The 19,435-nt window shown below is 59.9% G+C and carries 17 protein-coding genes; 7 read left to right on the top strand and 10 right to left on the bottom strand.

Annotation, left to right across the window (positions count from 1 at the left end):
* Positions 1-184: 184 nt before the first annotated feature.
* From P8A25_RS11130 to P8A25_RS11120, 3 genes are all read right to left on the bottom strand, one after another.
* Positions 185-553, bottom strand: coding sequence for a septum formation initiator family protein (locus tag P8A25_RS11130; RefSeq protein ID WP_022197005.1), 369 nt, complete (start codon positions 551-553; stop codon positions 185-187).
* 28 nt (positions 554-581) lie between these two features.
* Positions 582-1,871 carry a phosphopyruvate hydratase gene (eno, locus tag P8A25_RS11125; RefSeq protein WP_102721326.1) on the bottom strand — a complete coding sequence of 430 codons (1,290 nt, stop codon included), beginning with the start codon at positions 1,869-1,871 and terminating at the stop codon, positions 582-584.
* A gap of 89 nt (positions 1,872-1,960) precedes the next feature.
* Positions 1,961-2,617 (bottom strand): hypothetical protein, encoded by a 657-nt coding sequence (locus P8A25_RS11120; protein ID WP_215442331.1) that lies wholly within the window; start codon positions 2,615-2,617, stop codon positions 1,961-1,963.
* A 174-nt stretch (positions 2,618-2,791) separates the two neighbouring features.
* Between P8A25_RS11120 and P8A25_RS11115 the strand changes: the two genes are divergently transcribed.
* On the top strand, positions 2,792-3,487 hold the full coding sequence (locus P8A25_RS11115; RefSeq protein WP_215442330.1) for a DNA alkylation repair protein: 696 nt from the start codon (positions 2,792-2,794) through the stop codon (positions 3,485-3,487).
* Between the two features lie 142 nt (positions 3,488-3,629).
* The gene (locus P8A25_RS11110; RefSeq protein ID WP_022398138.1) at positions 3,630-4,871 is read left to right on the top strand and encodes an LL-diaminopimelate aminotransferase; all 1,242 of its coding nucleotides are present in this window, start codon (positions 3,630-3,632) and stop codon (positions 4,869-4,871) included.
* 291 nt (positions 4,872-5,162) lie between these two features.
* Here P8A25_RS11110 and P8A25_RS11105 read toward each other — a convergent pair whose 3' ends face one another.
* A complete protein-coding gene (locus P8A25_RS11105; protein ID WP_215442329.1) occupies positions 5,163-8,537 on the bottom strand; it encodes a DUF3472 domain-containing protein in 3,375 nt (1,124 codons plus the stop codon).
* A gap of 201 nt (positions 8,538-8,738) precedes the next feature.
* Here P8A25_RS11105 and P8A25_RS11100 point away from each other — a divergent pair, with 201 nt between their 5' ends.
* Together P8A25_RS11100 and P8A25_RS11095 are read left to right on the top strand one after the other, a co-directional pair.
* Positions 8,739-9,806 carry an FAD:protein FMN transferase gene (locus P8A25_RS11100; RefSeq protein ID WP_215442328.1) on the top strand — a complete coding sequence of 356 codons (1,068 nt, stop codon included), beginning with the start codon at positions 8,739-8,741 and terminating at the stop codon, positions 9,804-9,806.
* A 64-nt stretch (positions 9,807-9,870) separates the two neighbouring features.
* Positions 9,871-11,472, top strand: a complete 1,602-nt coding sequence (locus P8A25_RS11095) for a glycoside hydrolase family 27 protein (protein WP_215442327.1) — start codon at positions 9,871-9,873, stop codon at positions 11,470-11,472.
* A gap of 334 nt (positions 11,473-11,806) precedes the next feature.
* Here P8A25_RS11095 and P8A25_RS11090 read toward each other — a convergent pair whose 3' ends face one another.
* A complete protein-coding gene (locus tag P8A25_RS11090) occupies positions 11,807-12,031 on the bottom strand; it encodes a hypothetical protein (protein ID WP_012420228.1) in 225 nt (74 codons plus the stop codon).
* A gap of 201 nt (positions 12,032-12,232) precedes the next feature.
* Positions 12,233-12,496: a 50S ribosomal protein L28 gene (rpmB, locus tag P8A25_RS11085; protein ID WP_012420229.1), complete on the bottom strand. Its 264-nt coding sequence runs from the start codon at positions 12,494-12,496 to the stop codon at positions 12,233-12,235.
* A 259-nt stretch (positions 12,497-12,755) separates the two neighbouring features.
* On the opposite strand from rpmB, the gene P8A25_RS11080 reads away from it, so the two are divergent.
* Together P8A25_RS11080 and P8A25_RS11075 are read left to right on the top strand one after the other, a co-directional pair.
* Complete coding sequence (locus P8A25_RS11080) at positions 12,756-13,757, top strand: 2-enoyl thioester reductase domain-containing protein (RefSeq protein WP_102726503.1); 1,002 nt, start codon at positions 12,756-12,758, stop codon at positions 13,755-13,757.
* A complete protein-coding gene (locus tag P8A25_RS11075) occupies positions 13,757-14,302 on the top strand; it encodes a DUF3592 domain-containing protein (protein ID WP_022398133.1) in 546 nt (181 codons plus the stop codon). Before P8A25_RS11080 ends, P8A25_RS11075 begins: the two co-directional genes overlap by 1 nt.
* 38 nt (positions 14,303-14,340) lie before the next feature.
* Here P8A25_RS11075 and ruvX read toward each other — a convergent pair whose 3' ends face one another.
* From ruvX to P8A25_RS11055, 4 genes are read right to left on the bottom strand one after another with little or no spacing between them, the layout of a single operon-like run.
* Positions 14,341-14,766, bottom strand: coding sequence for a Holliday junction resolvase RuvX (gene ruvX / locus P8A25_RS11070; protein WP_102721270.1), 426 nt, complete (start codon positions 14,764-14,766; stop codon positions 14,341-14,343).
* Entirely contained in the window at positions 14,763-15,821 is a 1,059-nt protein-coding gene (locus P8A25_RS11065; protein WP_022398131.1) for a mannose-1-phosphate guanylyltransferase, read from the bottom strand. The genes ruvX and P8A25_RS11065 overlap by 4 nt, the downstream gene beginning before the upstream one ends.
* Before the next feature lie 34 nt (positions 15,822-15,855).
* A complete protein-coding gene (locus tag P8A25_RS11060; RefSeq protein WP_102721271.1) occupies positions 15,856-16,572 on the bottom strand; it encodes an isoprenyl transferase in 717 nt (238 codons plus the stop codon).
* 22 nt (positions 16,573-16,594) lie between these two features.
* Positions 16,595-18,436: a DNA topoisomerase IV subunit B gene (locus P8A25_RS11055; protein ID WP_404838699.1), complete on the bottom strand. Its 1,842-nt coding sequence runs from the start codon at positions 18,434-18,436 to the stop codon at positions 16,595-16,597.
* A gap of 125 nt (positions 18,437-18,561) precedes the next feature.
* Between P8A25_RS11055 and ispE the strand changes: the two genes are divergently transcribed.
* Positions 18,562-19,410 (top strand): 4-(cytidine 5'-diphospho)-2-C-methyl-D-erythritol kinase, encoded by an 849-nt coding sequence (ispE, locus tag P8A25_RS11050; RefSeq protein ID WP_102728687.1) that lies wholly within the window; start codon positions 18,562-18,564, stop codon positions 19,408-19,410.
* Positions 19,411-19,435: the final 25 nt, after the last annotated feature.

Raw genomic sequence — 19,435 nt, 5'->3', positions numbered from 1 at the left:
GCGGAACCGTCCCTTTCCGCCGCGCGGCATGGTTGCCATTCCCGTGGCTGCCCCTATCCCGCTGCGGATAACCGGGCTGGATGGAGGCCGGGTGGGATCAAACGCCCTGGTTTGGACTGGAACGTTCCGTTGACCGGTACGGGACATGGTTTTCATGGTCCCGTTTTTTCGTTAAAAAAGCGCCTTATTTCAGGCGCTTGGGTTCCGCGATGCGGAGGATATGTTCACCGGGAAGGGCCAGATTGCCCTTGTCTCGAGCGATCATTTCAAAATAATGGGGGTCCTGGGAAATCCAGATGAATTCGTTTTTAGCCTGTTCCATCTGCTCCCTGGATTTTTCCAGATGCGCCTGGAGGAAGGAACGTTCATGCTCCAGAGAGCGCAGGTCCTTCCATGGCTTGAAACACACCAGGGAAAGCAGCATGGTCAGGCACAAGGCCAGGACGATGGCAAAGAGGCGGAGAGCCCTCTGGACGATCAGGGCACGTTTCTCCCGGCGGATTTCAAGCTCCGCCAAGGTAAAACGATGGTAATAGCGGCGTCTCCAGAGCATTCTTTGCAGTTAAACAAAACATTTTTGATCATAAAATGTGGATTTTGCCACCATAAACTGCGTCATCCCCCAGTTCCTCTTCAATTCTAAGGAGCTGGTTGTATTTGGCCATGCGGTCGGAACGGCTCAGGGAGCCGGTTTTGATTTGCCCGGCATTGGTCGCTACGGCAATGTCCGCAATGGTGGCGTCTTCCGTTTCCCCGGAGCGGTGGGAGATGATGGCGGAGTATTTGTTGTCCTTGGCCAGTTCCACCGTGTCCAGCGTCTCCGTCAGGGAGCCGATCTGGTTGACCTTCACCAGCACGGCGTTCGCCACATGGCGGGAAATGCCCTGGTTCAGGAATTCCACGTTCGTTACGAAGAGGTCGTCCCCCACCAATTGGGTATTGTGGCCCATGGCTTTGGTGAGCTGTTCCCAGCCCAGCCAGTCGTTTTCCGCGCAGCCGTCCTCAATGGAGATGATGGGGTATTTTTTCTGGAGCTCCTGGTAGTAGGCCGTCAGTTCCTCCGCCGTTCTGCCGCGGCCGTCCGATTTCTTGAAGACGTACAGGTTCTGGGAAGGGTCGTAGAATTCGGAGGAAGCCACGTCCAGGGCAATGAAGATGTCCGTGCCCAGCGTGTAGCCGGCGCGTTTCACGGCCTGGGCGATGCATTCCAGGGCGTCATCCGCGGATTTCAGGGAAGGGGCAAAGCCGCCTTCATCCCCCACGGCGGTGGACAGGCCGCGGTCGTGCAGCACGTCCTTGAGCGCATGGAAGACTTCCGCGCCGTAGCGCAGGGCTTCCCGGAAGGTGGGCGCGCCCTTGGGCATGATCATGAATTCCTGGAAGTCAATGGGGGAGTCTGAATGAGCGCCTCCGTTGATGATGTTCATCATCGGGACGGGAAGCACCTTGGCGTTCGGGCCGCCCAGGTATTTGAAGAGGGGAAGATTGAGCTGGATGGCGGCGGCCTTCGCCACGGCCAGGGAAACACCCAGGATGGCGTTGGCCCCCAGGCGGGACTTGTTGGGCGTGCCGTCCAGGTCGATCATGATTTTGTCAATGGCCGGCTGGAGGGTGGCATCGTGCCCGGAGACTTCCGGCGCGATGATCTTGTTGATGTTTTCCACGGCCTTGAGAACGCCCTTGCCGCCGTAGCGCTTGGCGTCCCCGTCCCTGAGCTCCCAGGCTTCATGCTCCCCGGTGGAGGCTCCGCTGGGGACGGATGCGCGTCCGATGGCTCCGCCGGCCAGGGCCACGTCCACTTCCACGGTGGGATTGCCCCGCGAATCGATAATTTCACGGCCGCGGACGTCGATGATTTCCAGTTCGTTCATGATCATAAGATTTTTTATTGTCTTTTTTGGACCATGGAACGGCTTTTTTCGTTCCAGGGAACCACGTCATGACCGTGAAAATTCCGGGTTCAGGCGCGAAACTGACGCAGAACGGCGGCGATGTATTCAAGAGTCTCCGGGTCTGAAATGCCGCCGGAAAAGTAAAACGGCCTTCCGGAAGGCTGGGGCACGGAGATGCGGCAATAGTCCGTCTTTTCCCCTCCCTTGCGCTCCATCATGATCGGGGCCTGCGCGGGAAGGAGAAAAGCCCATGTGCTCCCCACCGGACCAATGCCCCGGAAAAGGGACGCTTTACCCGATTCCACCCGGAGAACGGCTTTTCCCAGCATCATGTCAACGCAGAGGAAGATGATGAAGGCTTCCGTGACGGCAAAGAAGGTGGTGAAGACGGGCAGCGCGAAGTCCGTTTTCCCCGGCCCGAAGGACAGGAGGACGAGCACCAGGGTGATGATGCCCCAGACCACGGCCAGTCCCGTGTAAAGAAGTATTTTGGCAAAGGAATGCCTGTAGGTGAGCGTGACTTTTCCATGGGCGGATGTTACCGTCAGATGCCTGGAAGGGGCCGCAGGCACATCATGGAATTCATGCTCCCGGACCAGGGACGTCCAGGGGGTGGAAAGTCCGCAGCTGCTGCAGGTGACCGTGTCCCGGCGGTTGTCCACATCCGCCGCGGAAAAGGGAGTGCCGCATCCGGGACATTTGAATTGTTGAAGGCTGGAGGGCATAGGGGACGGCTTGCTGCCTGTCCGCAGGCTACCACAGAAGACGGGAAGCCGCCAATTCCTTTTTAGGCGCGTCTCCGGAAGGGCCTTCCAAGGGGGATTCCGCATGGGTTCCGCCGCCTCTCATACGGGAATTCCCCCTTGTGCGGCGCATAGCCTCCATGTAGGATGGCGCCCATGATTGAGAGCAGGCGGCAGTTGAGGGAAAGGATTGAGGCGTTGGCGGAACCGGAGTTTCAGAAGTTCTCCGCTTCCCTGATTCCCGGCGTCAACCGTCTGCTGGGCGTTCGCCTCCCCGTTCTCCGGAACCTTGCCCGCGAGGTGGCGGGGGGGAATTGGCGGGAGCTGCTGGAAAATCCAGCCGTTGACCCGTATGCGGAGGAAGTGATGCTGGACGGCATGCTGATAGCGCTGGCGCGCATGGAGCCGGAAGAGCGCCTGGAACAGGTCGCGCGCTTCGTGCCCCGCATGGATAACTGGTCTGTCTGCGATACTTTCTGCACCAGCCTGAAGTTTTGTAAAAAGCATCCTGCCCTGGTCTGGGAGTTCATCCAGCCGTATTTAACGTCCGCACGGGTCTATGATGTCCGCTTTGCCGTGGTGATGATGCTGGCCCATTTCATTACGGAGGATTACGTGGAGCAGGTGCTGGCCCTGCTGGATGGCGTGCGGCATGAGGATTATTACGTGGGCATGGCGGTGGCCTGGGCGGTTTCCGTCTGTTATGTGAAGTTCCCGGCATTGACGCTGGAGTATTTGAGGAATTCGTCCCTGTCCGATTTCACTTACAACAGGGCCTTGCAAAAAATTATTGAATCCCTGCGTGTTAGCCGGGAAGACAAGAGTTTGATGCGGAGCATGAAACGCAGATAGGCAGCGGCTCCATGTCCGCGCGGAGGGACCCGCAGGAAAAGGGGTGTGCGGAGATAGTGACGCAGGGAGGGGAGCCATGCCGGAACGGGGCCTTGATTCCTTCCCGTGGAGGGTATGGAATGAGACACTTACTATTAAAACCATGCCTAATATTAACGATAACTTCCTCAAGCTGCAGGCGGGATATTTGTTCCCGGAAATAGGGCGCCGCGTGAATGCGTTTGCCGAGTCCCATCCGGAGGCGGCCAAAAGGCTGATCCGCTGCGGCATCGGAGACGTGACGGAACCGCTGCCCATGGCGGCCATTGAAGCCATGCACGAGGCGGTGGACGATTTGTCCACCCATGAGCGCTTTCACGGCTACGGTCCGGAGCAAGGCTATTTCTGGCTGAGGGAGGCTATCGCCAAAAAGGCCTACCAGGTCCACGGCGTGCATGTGGAAGTGGATGAGATTTACGTGTCTGACGGCGCCAAGTGCGATACGGGCAACATTCTGGACATTTTCGGGCCGGGCAACAGGATCGCCGTGCCGGACCCGGTTTATCCCGTGTATGTGGATACCAATGTGATGGCCGGGAATACCGGGGATTCCAGCGCGGACGGTTCGTATGAGGGACTGGTGTACCTCCCCTGCACGCCGGAGAACAATTTTGTGCCGCAATTGCCGGATGAACATGTGGATTTGATTTACCTGTGCTTCCCGAACAACCCTACCGGGGCCGTGGCTTCCCGGAATGAATTGCTGAAATGGGTGGAGTATGCCCGGGCGAACCACGCCATTATTTTGTACGATTCCGCGTATGAGGCATTTATACAGGATTCCGCCGTTCCCAAGTCCATTTTTGAAATTCCCGGCGCGCGGGATTGCGCCATTGAGTTCCGCTCCTTTTCCAAGCAGGGGGGCTTCACGGGGGTGCGCTGCGGCTACGTGGTGATTCCCAAGGAGCTGCACGGCCATGATTCCGGGGGGAACAAGGTTCTCATCAGCCAGCTGTGGAGCCGCCGCACCAGCACGAAGTTCAACGGAGCTTCCTACATCGTCCAGCGGGGCGCCGCGGCCCTGTTCACGCTGGAAGGCATGGCGCAGACCGCCGTGCTGATCAGCCATTACCTGGGGAATGCCGCGCTGCTGCTGAATGCCTGCCGCCAGGCGGGCATGCGCGTGTGGGGCGGGGAAAACGCCCCGTATGTCTGGGTGCAGTGTCCGGACGGCCTGGATAGCTGGCAGATGTTTGACAAGATGCTGTATGAGGCGAATGTGGTCATTACGCCCGGTTCCGGCTTTGGTTCCAGGGGGGAAGGGTTCTTCCGCATTTCCGCATTCAATTCACGGGAGAACGTGGATGAGGTCTGCCGCCGCATCCATGCCCTGTTTGCCAGATAAGGAGGCGTTCCCGGGCAGATTTTGTCAGGCCGCAGTGCGGGAAGCACTGCGGCTGCGCGCATGATTGTGATGGGGAAAGCCGCATGGAGGCTGTTCCTGCCTAGGATGGCGTAATCCGTCCGGTTTCAGAGGAAAGCCGCCTGGCGCCAGGAAGCGGAGCTTGTTAAGGTCGGCGGAAACGCTCGCCAGGGCGGAGAAAATGAGAGAACTGCATGAGCTCCTCTGGCGTTGCAGGGAACGCCCCGCGCCGGAGTGCCTTTGTTCATGGGAGAAGAAGGAGAGCATTCTGGTTCAATGGCCCGGATAGACCTGTTTCCAGGTTTTGCCTTCGTCCGTGCTTTCATAGATGCCTTTTTCCGCGTACAGGGTAATGTGCCTGTTGTTCGCGGTGTCAATCAGCAGGTTGAAGGCGGCTCCCCAGTCTTCCTTGTCGGAACGCTTCTGCCAATTTCTGGCGTTGCGTTCGCTGGAGTACACGCCCTTGCCGTCCAGCGGGACGGCGAGCATGAAGGTATCGTCCAGGCGGCGCCTGTCGATCGCCAGCGTGGGCTGCGTGACGGGCAGCCCCTGGAGCACGCGGTTCATGGTGCGGCAGTCATTGAAGGAGGTGTAAACGCCCTGGGTGGAGAAGACGTAGAGCTGGTCTGCGGCGCGGGTGTCGTACACCAGTCTCAGGAAGCCCGCTCCCTGCACTTCGTTTTTCTGGTTCCATTTCTTCCCGTTGTTGGTGGAGATGAAGATTTTGCTGGTGTTGGCCTTGCGGTCCGCCGTCACGGCTCCAATCCTGCCCTGGGCGGTCGTATGGAAGCCGACGTTGGTGACGGGTTCCCCCACCAGGCCCACGTTGTTCCAGGTGTCTCCGCCGTCCGTGCTCATGAAGAGTCCGGCGCGGTCCGAACCGGCGATGATTTCCCGCGGATTCCGGGGATTGACGGAGATGAGCTCCCCGGCAATGAAGGAGATGGGGGACGGGTCCACTTTTACATCCGCGTTGGCGACGGTCCACGTTTTACCCATATCCTTGCTGCTGAACAGGGCTCCTCCCTGGGAGGTGGGGGCCAGCAGGAACATTTTGTCCCCGGCAAGCGCCATGGAACGGACGGTTTTGACGCCCCTGGGCAGTGTGAGGGGCTTGTGGGCGTAGGTTCCGTTTTTGCGTTCCAGCAGGTCCGCTCCGGAACGGTAGCGCGCCACCGCCAGATCCGGGGAGAGCAGGGAATAGCCGATGATTTTTCCGGCAGGCATGGCGGCGGTTATCTTGTGCGGCTGGAGTTTGACGGGTTTGATGGAGATTCCGTCCATGGCGGCGGAGAAGATGCCCTTGCCCTTGCCCGGAATGGTCCTGAACGTGATGCCGGCGATGGCTTCCTCCTTCATCGGGATGATGCGCTGCATGCCCATTTCCCATTTTTTCATGTCCGGGGAGGTGAAGCAGGTGAATTCATTGCCGCGCCGCATGATGCGCACCCAGGAGTGGTCCTTGTTCAGGGTGAAGGTGGATTGGCGCCCCGTTCCGTAGTCGCTGAAGTCCGCGCTGCACCGGAGGCCGCGGCCCACAGTCCGGAAGACGGCGATTTCATCGTCGTAGTTGGTGGCTCCCGTGTCCTTGCGCACCATGATGCCGGCCCAGCAGTCGTCCCCGGTGTCCAGCGCCTTGTCGCTGATGGAGCTGATGTGGGCCGTCAGCATGAAGTCACCCTTGATTTTTTTGCTGACCAGGTATTCCCCTTCCCCCACGAAGCGAAAGGCGTTTCCCGCGCCGCTGATGGAGTGGGGCAGCCCCGGTTCCCCGCGCAGCATGGCTTCCCAGCCGGGGGTGATGCGGCTCTGGGAATGGACGGGGACGACGGGGGTGTCCACTGTATGGGAACCGTTGTAGAAGACGCGCGCCCACAGTTTGTTTTCTCCGTCAAAGAGCATGAGGGGAGTGGTGAAGGGGGCTGCGTCCGCGGCGGCGGCCAGCTTGGCGCCGTTGTAGTATTCCACCTTGTTCACCCGTCCGGAGGAGATGGCTGTTTTCAGCACGCGTTCCGGTCCCTTGCCGCCCACTTCCAGCCTGGCTTCCGGTATGTCCGCCCGTTTGGGGCGCATGAGGCTGGCGAGCGGTATTTCCTCCATGGGGCGGTTGCCGTACTGCCAGCCCACCCACGCCACGGTGAATTCGTGTTCCGGCTTTTTCTTGAAGTAGGTCAGCTTGATGGGCGTAACGCCTTTTTCCAGGAAGACGGAGGCGCGCTTTTCCGACGTGCTGTGCAGTCCGTCGTTGTCAATAACGGTTTTTCCGCCGACGTCCAGGCGGCTTCCGTCACAGGTTTGGAGGGCGAAGGTGTAGGCCCCCGTCTGGGGGACGACCAGGAAGCCTTCATATTCAAAGGCGAATCGTCCTTCCCTGGCTCCGCGCAGGGCCGTGTCAAATCCATGGGAGACGCCGGTCCGCAACGGCTTGGAGAAGTCCAGTTCCGCCAGTTTGGACCATCCGTCCTTGTTTTCCAGGTATTTGTATTCCAGGCCGCTGGACAGTTCTTTTTTGCCGGGCAGCCCTTTGAGGGGTGCTTCCGCGGCGGCCTTGGCGAGTTTCAGGGTTTTCTGCTGGTCAAAGATGTCCGTGATGGTGAGCCTGACGAAGCATTGGGGGATGTCCCGGGGGAGCGCGACAGCTTTGGTGCGTACGTGCGGGATTTGTTCCTCCACCGTGTAAATGGGAGTTCCGGAGTATTGCGGATTGTCAAAGACCTCTATCTTGTACCCGAACTGCGGGGAGGACGTTTCCGCCAGCGTCCAGTCCACGATCACCTGGCTGCCGTTGTGGCGCGCGTTGCCTTCCGCCGCGATGGCGTCCATCACGGGCTTGTCCGGCTGGTTCAGCTTGAACGTGTGCTTGCGGCCCGGCTCCAGGTTTCTGGGAAATTGCCTGTTTTCCGTATAGGACATGGTCAGGATGGAGTCGTTTTCCGTCTGGTGGACCGTCCAGCCGCTGTATTTCATGCCTCCTTCCTTGGGAACGTTAATGGAAACGGTATCACATTTTTCCCACGCGCCGTTGTGCCTGTAGAAGCCCTTGCCGCGCCACAGTTCCCTCTGCTTGCGGCCCCCGTGCCCGAAGTCCTCCAGAAAGCCGCCGTTCCCCTTGAAGCCGGTGGCCGCATAGGGAATGCGGAAGGTGGCGATGTGGTGCCACCGGTTGCCGGCCTGGTCTTTCATCCACCAGCCGGCGTAGCATTCCTTCCTGGCTTCGTCCGCGCCCCAGGTCCGCATGAGCATGGTGTACCACTGCTTGGTCTTGATCCACGGGACGTCGCGCCCCCCGGCCTTTCCGGAAGCTCCTTCACCCACGTATTGCTGGGCGTAAACGTGCGGATTGACGTACACGTTGCGCACCTGCCGCCCTTCGTAAACGGGAGCGGGCCAGAAGGACCATACGGTGGAGGGGCGGTAGGTTTCCAGGTTCGTGTTGTCGTTGGCGTTGGCCGCCACGCCGGCATAGAAGTAGCCGCCCTTGGGGAACATGTCCAGGTTCCAGCAGGAAAAGTAGGTGGATTCCGGCCAGTAGGGGTAGAGCAGGTCCACCATGATGATGTCGGAACCGGCTTTTACTTCGTCACCGTACCAGCTGGCGGAAACGGGGAGCGTTAAAAGAAGCCACAGGGAGAGCAGGAATCTGGTCATGACGATGAAGAGGGGAAAATTTGCAAGAACGTGGAACCGTTCCATTTATCATGAAAAGGGGGGCGTGCGCCAGCTTCAAATGAAATAACGTCATCCCGGTTTTGTCAGCGGATGGGATGACGGCGTCTCCATGGCGCACTCGGTCCTTGCTCCTGTTTGTTTGTGCGGAGTAGGTTTTGGAACATGATCCCGCAGGTGCGCATGAGTTCTTTTTTCCGGCTGGCCGTTGTTTCTGCGTGCTGTTCCTGCCTGCTGGCTGCTGCGGGGACAAGCCGGGGGCGGGAGAGGGAAACGGCTTCCGCCCCGCCGGAGCCGCTTTCCTGCGTTCATGCTCCGGATGGAAGGGTAACGGTGCGGGGTGCGGCCATGGGAACGGTGTTTACGGTGCGCGCCTATCCCGGGCACGGGATGGATGCGGCGCAGACGGAGAAGGCCTGCATGGAGTCTCTTGCCTGCGCCGTCCGCTGGGAGAAGGTGATGTCCGCCATGGATGCGGGGAGCGGTCTGGCCCGGTTGAATGCCGCGGAAAACGGCGTTTCCGTCCCCGTTTCCCCGGAGCTGGAAAAGGCTCTTCTGCTGGCCCTGGATTATGCCCGGCTGACAAAGGGCGCCTTTGACCCCACGCTCGGTCCCTGCATCCGCCTGTGGAAGAAGAGCCGCCGCCACGGCGTTCTCCCGTCCGGCGGGGAACTGGAACGTGCGCTCCGGGCGTCCGGATGGGAAAAGCTGTCCGTCGGCAAGGGGGCCGCGGTCAAAACGGTTCCCGGAATGAGGGTGGACCTGGGAGGCATGGGCAAGGGGTTTGCCGTGGACCGGATGGCGGAGATTTTGAGAAAAAGAGGAATCCGTTCCTTCTTTATTGACAGCACCAGCGACGTTATGGCCGGCGCCCCCCCACCGGGGGAGCGGGGATGGCGGCTGCTGGTGGATGAAGGTAATGGGAAGAATACGGTGCTGCTGTTGAGCCATGCCGCCGTCTCCACCTCCGGGAGCGCCCGCCAGATGGCGAAGATCGGCGGTGCGGAGTATTCCCATGTGCTGGACCCCCGCACGGGGCTGGGCATGACGGAGGGCAGGCAGGTGAGCGTGCAGGCGCCTTCCGCGGCGATGGCGGATGCCCTGGCGACGGCGGGGAACGTGATGCGTGAAGAGGATTTCCGCTCCCTGGCGGCACGGTTGCCGGGAGTGTCCGTCCCGGCTTTTTTCCGGAGTTCCTCACGTTTTGCGGAAGGAACGCAGGAACAGGATGGCGCACGGAGGCCGAGATAGACAGCATGATGAAAGAAACGGGGGAGCGGACGCGTTTTTTAAGGTACACCTCCATAGACCATTTATGAAATTGTACCGTTTTTTCCTGCCTGCCGTGCTTGGCGCCGCCGTATCCTCATCATTTGGCACGGAGTTCCCGAATCCTTATCCGGCTCCCCCTCCCGGCGTGCGCCTGACTCCTGAAACCCCGCTTTCCCCCTCCGTCAACGGCGCCCGCATTGTTGGCGCCACTCCCGGCGCGCGGGTGCTGTTCCAGGTTCCCGTTTCCGGGGAGCGTCCCATGAAGATTCAGGCGGCTGGGCTTCCCTCCGGCCTGAGGATGGATTCGCGCGGGCTGGTTACGGGTACCGCCCCGGCGAAGAAGGGGGAATACAAGGTGAAGATCCAGGCTTCCAACAGGCATGGAAAAGATGCGAAGGAGTGGATTCTGAAGGTGGGGGATGAGTTGTGCCTGACCCCGCCCATGGGTTGGAGCAGCTGGTATTCCTACAGTGAGGCCGTGGGGCAGGAGAATGTGCTGAAGACGGCCCGGCTTTTTGTGGAGCGGGGGCTTGTCAACCATGGCTGGACCTATATCAATATTGACGATTGCTGGCAGGGCGAGCGAGGCGGACGGAATTTCTCCATCCAGCCCAACAAGCGCTTTCCGGACATGAAGGCCATGTGCGATTCCATTCATGCCATGGGGATGAAGGCGGGCATTTATTCCACGCCCTGGATGGGGACGTATGCCGGGTTCATCGGAGGAAGCTCGCCCAATGCGAAGGCGGATTACGGGGAAATGGCCATTCCGGAAAAGGACCGCAAGCAGAAGAATCAAATTTTCGGGAGTTACCCCGGCGTGCATCGCAGGAAGGCGGACCGTGTAGGCGCCGTCTGGCTGTTTGACCGTGACGCCAGGCAATGGGCGGACTGGGGGTTCGATTACGTGAAGGTGGACTGGAACCCCAATGACGTGCCGACGACGGAACGCATCCGCCAGGCTCTGGACGATTCCGGGCGGGATATTGTGCTCAGCATATCCAATGCCGCCCCGTATAAACAGGTGGAAGAGCTGGGGAAGCTGGCCAATTTGTGGAGGACGACGGGGGATATCCAGGACCACTGGGGCAGCGTCAGCGGCATCGGCTTTTCCCAGGAACGCTGGCAGAAGCACATGCGCCCGGGCCACTGGAATGATCCGGACATTCTCCAGATCGGGAAGCTGGGCAAGCCCAACCAGCCCAATACCACGTTTGTCCAGACGCAGCTGACGCCGGATGAACAGTACACCCATGTGACCTTGTGGTGCCTCCTGTCCGCCCCGCTCATCATTTCCTGTGACCTGGAGCATATCGATTCATTCACGATGGGGCTCCTGACCAACGACGAGGTGATTGCCGTGGACCAGGACCCTGCTGCCCGTCCCGCCCGCAAGGCGTGGCACCGGGGGGATTTCCAGGTCTGGACGAAGGAGTTGTCCGACGGTTCCGTAGCGGCGGGGTTTTTCAATACCGGGAAAGAGAAGGGCGTAGTGAAGGTGAACCTGAGGGAGCTGGGGCTCTCCGGCGCGTATGAAGCCAGGGACCTCTGGAGACGCGCCGACCAGGGAACGGTGAAGGGAGATATGGCCGTGGAGTTGAACAGCCATGGAGCGGCCATGTTCCGGTTCAGCAAAAAGAATTGACGGCAGGGGCAGGAATGGATGCTTTCAAGGACGGCATCTTTTTTTGCCGGCCAGCGGGTCCGTGAATGCCGCGTTTCACCGCCTGTCCATTATTATAGGAATAAAGGGTGAAATGGATAGCCGGCTTTGCAAGAATAGCCTGGCGGGGCGGCGGCTTTAAGAAACGGGCTGTTTCAGCCTTGTTTGCAGGGGGCTTGTGTTGCGGCAAATCCGCTGCCGCCCTTTCCGAGTGAAAGTCTTTATTTTTTCCATAAAAAAGAACCGTTCCGGTTAACCGGAACGGTTCTTATAAAGAGATTGATGTGACTTGCCTTAATCTCTCCGTACAGCTTCCTTAAGCGGCGATGCCGAAGTGCTGCTGGATGGAGGCGAAAATCTTGTCGCGGCGGGCGCGGGCTTTTTCGATGTCACGGGTCTTCAGAGAGAATCTCAGGCGTTCCGCCGTGGAGTCAGGCTTGTGAACCGTGACGTGGCACCACCAAACCCCCCTGTTGTTCCACAGGTGATGGTTGGGGTTGTCATCATTAATTCTAAGAGCGATTTTGGTTTGGGCTTTCATCTGTGTGATCTTTTTCCAGTAGGGGACGTCTTATTTACGTCCGTTGGTATATTAATGTTTCAATAAAACCTTCAACTTGGAGGCGCCTCACTTAAGCAGATGATCCCTTGTCTTTTTGGACATCTTTTTCTGCCAGTTGCTCACCTCGTTGAAGCCTTAGAGTTCAAGTGGTGTAACAACGTTCAAAAAAAAGAATCTTTTTTACAGGAGACCTACCTTTTTAAGAGTGTTGTAAGCACCGTTCTTGTTGATCGTACGCAGGGCCTTGGCGGAAATCTTCATTTTCACGAATTGACCGAGTTCGGGAACCCAGATGCGCTTTTCCTGAAGGTTGGGGAAAACGGTACGATTGACAGTCTTAGTGACGTGACGACCAATACCGCCCTTTTTCTTGGCAAGACCGGAGCGATGGATACGACGACCTTTGTGAGGCATGGTACCTCTGATGATGCAAATTCGGGACATGGCAATCGAAGTTATTTGTTAATGCGAGAGAGGTAGTCTAGCGTATTTTCGCCTAAGGTCAAGAACAACCGAACAAAAGACTCGGAATTTGTGCCGGCCCGGCGGAAGCGCTGCCGGGCTTTCCTGCGGTCTGGTTCCCTCCGTTCATGGCCGGGGGGGCAGGCGCCGGGGAAAGGCGCGCGCGGCCGGATGGCTTGTTTGCCCGTGTAAAACGTATCCGGCGCTTGCACGGAGGGAGGCGGCGTGAGAGATTGAAAGCATGAGTGAGAATCATTATGCAGAGTTTTCCGAATGCAGCATGAAACCCCAGGACGTGCTGGAGTATGTTTCCGGTCCCATGCCGGTTCCGGCGGAGGGGGAGGTGCTGATCCGGATGAAGGCGGCCCCGATCAATCCGGCGGACATCAATTTTGTGCAGGGCGTTTACGGCGTGAAGCCCGTGCTGCCCCATTCACGCGCCGGACTGGAAGGCTGCGGCGTGGTGCAGGAGTCCCGCGCAGAAGGCTTCCGCAAGGACGATGAAGTGATTCTGCTGCGCGGCGTGGGTTCCTGGAGCGAGTATGTGGCGGTTCCCGCCGTGAACGTGATGAAGCTCCCCGTGAAGGTGGACCCCGTGCAGGCGGCCATGCTGAAGGTGAACCCCCTGACCGCCCTGCGCATGCTGGAAGGGTTCGTTTCCCTGACTCCGGGAGACTGGGTGGTGCAGAACGCCTCCAATTCCGGCGTGGGAAGGTGCATTATTCAACTGGCCCGGGAGATGGGCGTGAAGACGGTGAATTTTGTAAGAAGGCCGGATGAATTGAGAGATGAATTGACCGCGCTGGGCGCCGACCTGGTAGTGGGAGAGGATGACGAGGATGTGGTGAAGAATACCCTGGCCCGGCTGGACGGAAAGAGGCCCGTACTGGCCTCCAACGCCGTGGGCGGGGAAAGCGCCCTGCGCCTGATGGACATGCTGGCTCCCGGCGGAAGCATGGTGACGTACGGCGCCATGAGCAGGAAGAGCATCAAGGTGCCGAACGGTTTCCTGATTTTCAAGGGCATTAAATTGGAAGGCCTGTGGGTGACGCAGTGGCTCAAGAATGCCCCCGTTCCGGAGATTGAGGCCGCTTATGACAAGCTGGCGCGCCTGATGGCGGACGGCAGGCTGAAGCAGGCCGTGGATACCGTTTATCCGTTGAGCGACGTGCGCCGGGCCGTGGAGAAGGCCCAGGAAGAGTTCCGCAGCGGCAAGGTGGTGCTGAGCATGGAGCGTGCCTGATGCATGGGGGGAGAGAGTTTTCGTTTTCCCGGGCTGCGGAGCGCTGGAGGGATTTTTTCAGCGTTCCGTGGTTCGGTTGGTATTGGCTGCTGGCCTGGGTGATGGCGGGGCTGAGCCTTTATTCCATATGGCAGGCCGGTGATTTTTTTCTGGAAAAGAGCCGTTTTGCCCGGGAGGGCCTGTGTACGGAAGGGACGGTGCGGAACATCACGGAGGATACGGTGAAGTTGTGGAGCCGTTCGCGGGTCATGGGGACGTCCGGTCCCTCTCTGGACGTCTGGGCGCCGGAAGTGCGGTTCCTGCCGCAGACCGGGGAGGGGGAAGTGGTATTCCAGTCCCCCGCTTTTCTTTTCTGGTCTTCCTATTCCAGGGGGGACCGGGTGACGGTCTGCTACCCGCCGGAACGCCCGGAAGACGCCCGTGTGGCGGACAGCTTCATCTGGTGGCCGGAAACGCGCCGGGCCCTGTGGCTGATGGCGTTTCTGCTTGCCGGCGGAACGGTCCTGCTGAGGAAGAGGGAAGTGCGGAGTTCCGTAGGCGCGTAAAGCAGGGATTGCGCCGCGGCACGGCGCCGTTTGCCGTTTCAGCCCAGCGTGGAATCAAGCCACGTGTTGAGGATTTCCACGGCGGCCACCTGGTCGATGATGGGGCGGAAGCTTTTCTCCTTTTTGCCGGCGGCGTGCAGTTTTTCCTGGGCGATGACGGTGGTGAGGCATTCATCCATGAATACCATGGGAAGGCCGGGAAGGGCGGCGGCCAGTTCCCTGCCGAACGCGCGCACCTTGGCGGCGGCGGTTCCTTCCGTGCCGTCCATGCGGACAGGGATGCCCAGCACCAGGGTGCGTATCCCCCGCTCCTGGACGAGCTGGACGATGCGGGTGACGCCGTCCGTTTTGTGCCTGTGGATGGTTTCCACAGGGTGCGCCATGATGCCCACGGGGTCCGTGGCGGCGATGCCGATTCGGGCTTCTCCGTAGTCAATGCCCAGGGCCGGATGCTGGCTGGTCATCTGAGTTCGTCCGGAAGCTGGTTGACGATTTTTTTAATTTCGTCCGCCTTGTTTTTATCCGCAATCAGGATGGCGTCCGCCGTTTCCACCACGATCAGGTTTTCCACGCCCAGCAGGGCCACGTGCTTGTCCCCCCGCTGGGAGAAGACGATGTTGCCGGAGGCGTCCTGCACGGTGATGTCCGTATTGGTGGTGTTTTTGTTGTGGGTTTCCAGATAGTTGGCTACGGATATCCAGGAGCCTACGTCGTCCCAGTCAAAGGTGGCTTCAATGTTCAGCACCCGGTCCGCGTTTTCCATCAGCGCGAAGTCGATGGAGATGGGCGTGAGCGCCGGGAATTCCTCCCGGATGGTTTCCTGCGGGTCCGGGGATTCCGCGATGTGCTCCACGAAGGAGGCCAGCTCCGGGCAGTGCTTGTCAAGCTGTTCGCACACGGTTGGAATGCTCCAGACGAACATGCCGGCGTTCCAGCAGAAGTTGCCCTGGCTCAGGTAGGCGGCGGCCGTGGCCGTGTCAGGCTTTTCGCGGAATTGGATGACTTCGCGGCAGGAGCAGCCCGGTGCGGAAGCGATTTCCTTCCCGCGTTCGATGTAGCCGTAGGAGGGGCAGGGCCAGGTGGGCTTGATGCCCACGGTGACGAGCGCCTTTTCCCGCGCCGCCGTGTCCATGGCGGCTTTCATCAGGGAGCGGAAGGACGCCTGGTCCTGGATGAGCTGGTCGGAAGGGATGACGAGCATGACCCCGTGCGGGTCCGCCGCCTTGATGAGGCCTATGCCCAGGGCGATGGCGGGCGCCGTGTCCCGGCGCACGGGTTCGGAGATGATGTTGTCCACGGGGATGTCGTGGGCCTGGCGGCGCACTTCCGCCTCCTGCAGGTGGTTGGTCAGGATGAAGATGTTCTGCCGGGGCACCAGGCCGTCCAGCCTGTCGATAGCCTGGCGGAGGAGGGTGCCTTCCCCGAACATGTTCAGGAGCTGCTTGGGACGGTGGTCGCGGGAGAGGGGCCAGAAACGGGTGCCGCTGCCGCCGGCCAGAATGAGAGCGTATTGGTTCATGGCGATTCCGTAGGAATGTGGTTTAAAAAAGGAGTCAAAGTGCGCCGAAGCGGCGTTTTCTGCGGGAGTAGTCCAGCAGAGCCGCTTCCATGTCACGGTCGCTGAAGTCCGGCCACAGCGTTTCCGTTACATAGAGTTCCGCATAGCTGATCTGCCACAGCAGGAAGTTGGAGACGCGCATTTCCCCGGAGGTGCGGATGAGCAGGTCCGGTTCCGGCATGCCGGCAGTGTCCAGATGCTGGTTGAAGAGGTCTTCCGTGACGGCGTCCGGGTGGAGTTCCCCGCGGGAGGCTTTCTCCGCGATTTTTCTGGCGGCGGCGGCGATTTCCGCCCTGCTTCCGTAGGAGAGGGCCAGAACCAGGTTGAGCCTGGTATTTCCCGCCGTGGCTTCCAGGCTGGATTGCAGCAGTTTCTGGGTTCGCTTGGGAAGGCGTGAAAGGTCGCCTATGGCGTGAAGGCGCACGCCTTTTTCCTGCATCTGGCTGAGGCGTTTTTTCAGGAATTCGTGCAGCAGCAGCATCAGCGCGTGCACCTCCGTCTTGGGGCGGTTCCAGTTTTCCGAGGAGAAGGCGTAAAGCGTGAGCCAGGGAATATCATGGTCAATGCAGAAGTCCACACAGCGCTCCACCGTATCCGCTCCCGCCCGGTGGCCGGCCTGGCGCGGCAGATGGCGGCTGTGCGCCCAGCGGCCGTTGCCGTCCATGATGCAGGCAATATGAACCGGCAGTTTTTCCTTGGGAATGGTAAGCATAGATAGATGGGGCTCCGCTACTCTAGTCCATGACCGGGTCCAGTTCAACACGCAAGTTTTTCAGGATGTATTCCTGTCTTTCCCTAGTGTTTTTGCCCATGTAGAAGGAGAGCAGGTCCTTCACCTTGTGTGAGTCTTCCAGGCGAACGCGGTCCAGGCGCATTCCTTCCCCGATGAAGGCCTTGAATTCCTGGGGGGAGATTTCGCCCAGGCCCTTGAACCGCGTTATTTCCGGGTTTTTGCCCAGCAGGGCGATGGCCGCTTCCCGCTCCGCGTCCGAGTAGCAGTAGATGGTCTGCTGCTTGTTGCGCACGCGGAAGAGGGGAGTTTGGAGGATGAAGAGGTGGCCCTCCCGGATCAGCTCCGGGAAGAACTGGATGAAGAAGGTCATCAGCAGGATGCGGATGTGCATGCCGTCGTCATCGGCGTCCGTGGCGATGACCACCTTGTCGTAGCGCAGGTCTTCCAGCCCGTTTTCAATGTTCAGGGCATGCTGGAGGAAGTTGAATTCCTCGTTTTCATAGACGACCTTGCGGCTCATGCCGAAGGAGTTCAGCGGCTTGCCGCGCAGGGAGAAGACCGCCTGGATTTCCGCATCCCGCGCCGTGGTGATGGAGCCGGAGGCGGAGATGCCTTCCGTGATGAAGAGGGTGGTTTCCCCCGCGCGGGCGTGCTTGGAGTTGTAGTGCACGCGGCAGTCCCGGAGGTTCTTGTTGTGGATTTTGGCCTTGCGGGCGTTTTCCTTCGCCAGCTTCTGGATGCCGGAGAGTTCCTTGCGGTCCCGCTCGGAGTCTTTGATCTTGGCTTCCAGGGCTTTGGCCGTCTCCGGGTTTTTGTGCAGGTAGTTGTCCAGCTCCCTGGCGATGAAGTTGCCTACGAAGGTGCGGATGGTTTCCCCTTCCGGGCTGATGGTATTGGATCCCAGCTTGGTCTTGGTCTGGGATTCGAAGACGGGTTCCTTTACCTTGATGGAGATGGCGGCCACGAGGGAGGAACGGATGTCCCCGGCCTCATAGTTTTCTCTGAAAAAGTCCCTCAGGGTTTTGACGATGGCCTCCCGGAAGGCCGCCTGGTGGGTGCCCCCCTGCGTGGTGTGCTGCCCGTTGACGAAGGAGTAGTGCTCCTCCCCATACTGGCCGCCATGGGTGAAGGCCACCTCGATGTCGTGCCCTTCCAGATGGATGATGGGGTACAGCGGTTCCTCGCTCATTGCCTCCGTAAGCAGGTCCAGCAGGCCGTTTTTGGAGACGTAGCGGCGTCCGTTGAAGTGCAGGGCCAGCCCCTTGTTGAGGTAGGAGTAGTACCGGCACATTTTTTCAATGTATTCCGGACGGAACTGCGTGGTTACGGGGAAAATGTCCGGGTCTGCGTGGAACGCCGTGCGGGTGCCGTTGGGCTCCTCCGTGGCGCCGTCCTTCCGTCCTTTGGGGAGTTCCTTCCCGCGGCAGAACTGGTAGGAGCGCGTTTCCCCGTCGCGGTAGGCCTGGATTTCAAAAAAGTCGGAAAGGGCGTTCACCGCCTTGATGCCTACGCCGTTAAGCCCTACGGATTTCTTGAAGGCGTCGCTGTCGTACTTGGCTCCGGTATTGATTTTCGCGGCGCAGTCCAGCAGTTTGCCCAGCGGAATGCCGCGTCCGAAGTCGCGCACCTCGCACAGGCCGTCCGGAGTCACGTCAATGGTGATTTTTTTGCCGAAGCCCATGACGAATTCGTCAATCGAGTTGTCAATGACTTCCTTCAGCAGGACGTAAATGCCGTCATCCGGAGAGGTTCCGTCGCCCAGTTTGCCGATGTACATCCCCGGACGCATGCGGATATGCTCCCTCCAGTCCAGGGTTTTAATGCTGTTTTCGTCGTAGGCCATGTGCAACGGGGTCGCGCCTATTATAGCGGAGCCCCCGGAATTTGCGAAGAAAAAATGCGTGCCCGTCCATTTGCGCCCAATGGGGGCTTGACCCGGAGGCCGTCCCTTGGTGGAATCCATGGCGTATGATCAGTTGCAAGGCTCCGTGCAAGGTGAACGTTTCCCTCCGCGTTCTGGGTAAGAGGGCGGACGGTTTCCATGAAGTGGATACCGTGATGGTTCCCCTGGAATTGTGCGACGTGCTGGAGTTTTTCCCGGCGGACGGCCTGGAAATGAGCTGCGACGCCCCGGGAGTTCCGCTGGATGAAAGCAACCTGGTCATGAAGGCGGGGCGGCTGATGGAGCGGGAGCTGGGACGGCCCATGCCGTGGCATGTGCGCCTGGTCAAGAACGTGCCCCATGGCGCGGGGCTGGGCGGCGGCAGCAGCGACGCCGCGTGCGTGCTGTCCGCCCTGAATGAGCTGGAACACGGCGGCCTGTCCCGGAGGCGTCTGGCGGAGCTGGCCGGGGAGATCGGTTCCGATGTGGGATTTTTCATTTATGGAATGGCGTGCCGCTGCACCGGACGCGGGGAAAAGGTGGAGCCCCTGCCGGAATGGAGGGAATGGCGCCCCTGGATCGTTCTGCTGAAGCCGTCGTTCGGCGTTTCCACGCCGGACGCCTACCGCCGCTGGGCGGGTTCACGGGAATTGCCGGGCATACCGTACGGGGAGCAGCGGGTGGACGGCCATGTGCTGGTGAATGATCTGGAAAGGCCCGTGTTTGAGAAGCATTTGTTCCTGGCGGAGATGAAGCGATGGCTGCTGGAGAGGCCCGGCGTGCGCGGCGCCATGATGTCCGGCTCCGGCTCCACCATGTTCGCCGTGGCGGAGGATGAAGAAGCGGCCTGCAAGTTGATGGAGGACGCCGCGCGGGAACTGGACCCCACGCTGTGGATGTGGTCCGGGCTTGTGATGCGGGAGGGCGCCCGGTAAAAACATGGTTGTGCAGGAGGCCTTG

It is taken from the genome of Akkermansia sp. BCRC 18949 (assembly GCF_045011645.1).
Taxonomy (GTDB): domain Bacteria; phylum Verrucomicrobiota; class Verrucomicrobiia; order Verrucomicrobiales; family Akkermansiaceae; genus Akkermansia; species Akkermansia massiliensis.
Note: the sequence above shows the minus strand (reverse complement) of the source record. Positions and strands in the feature narration are given on the sequence as shown.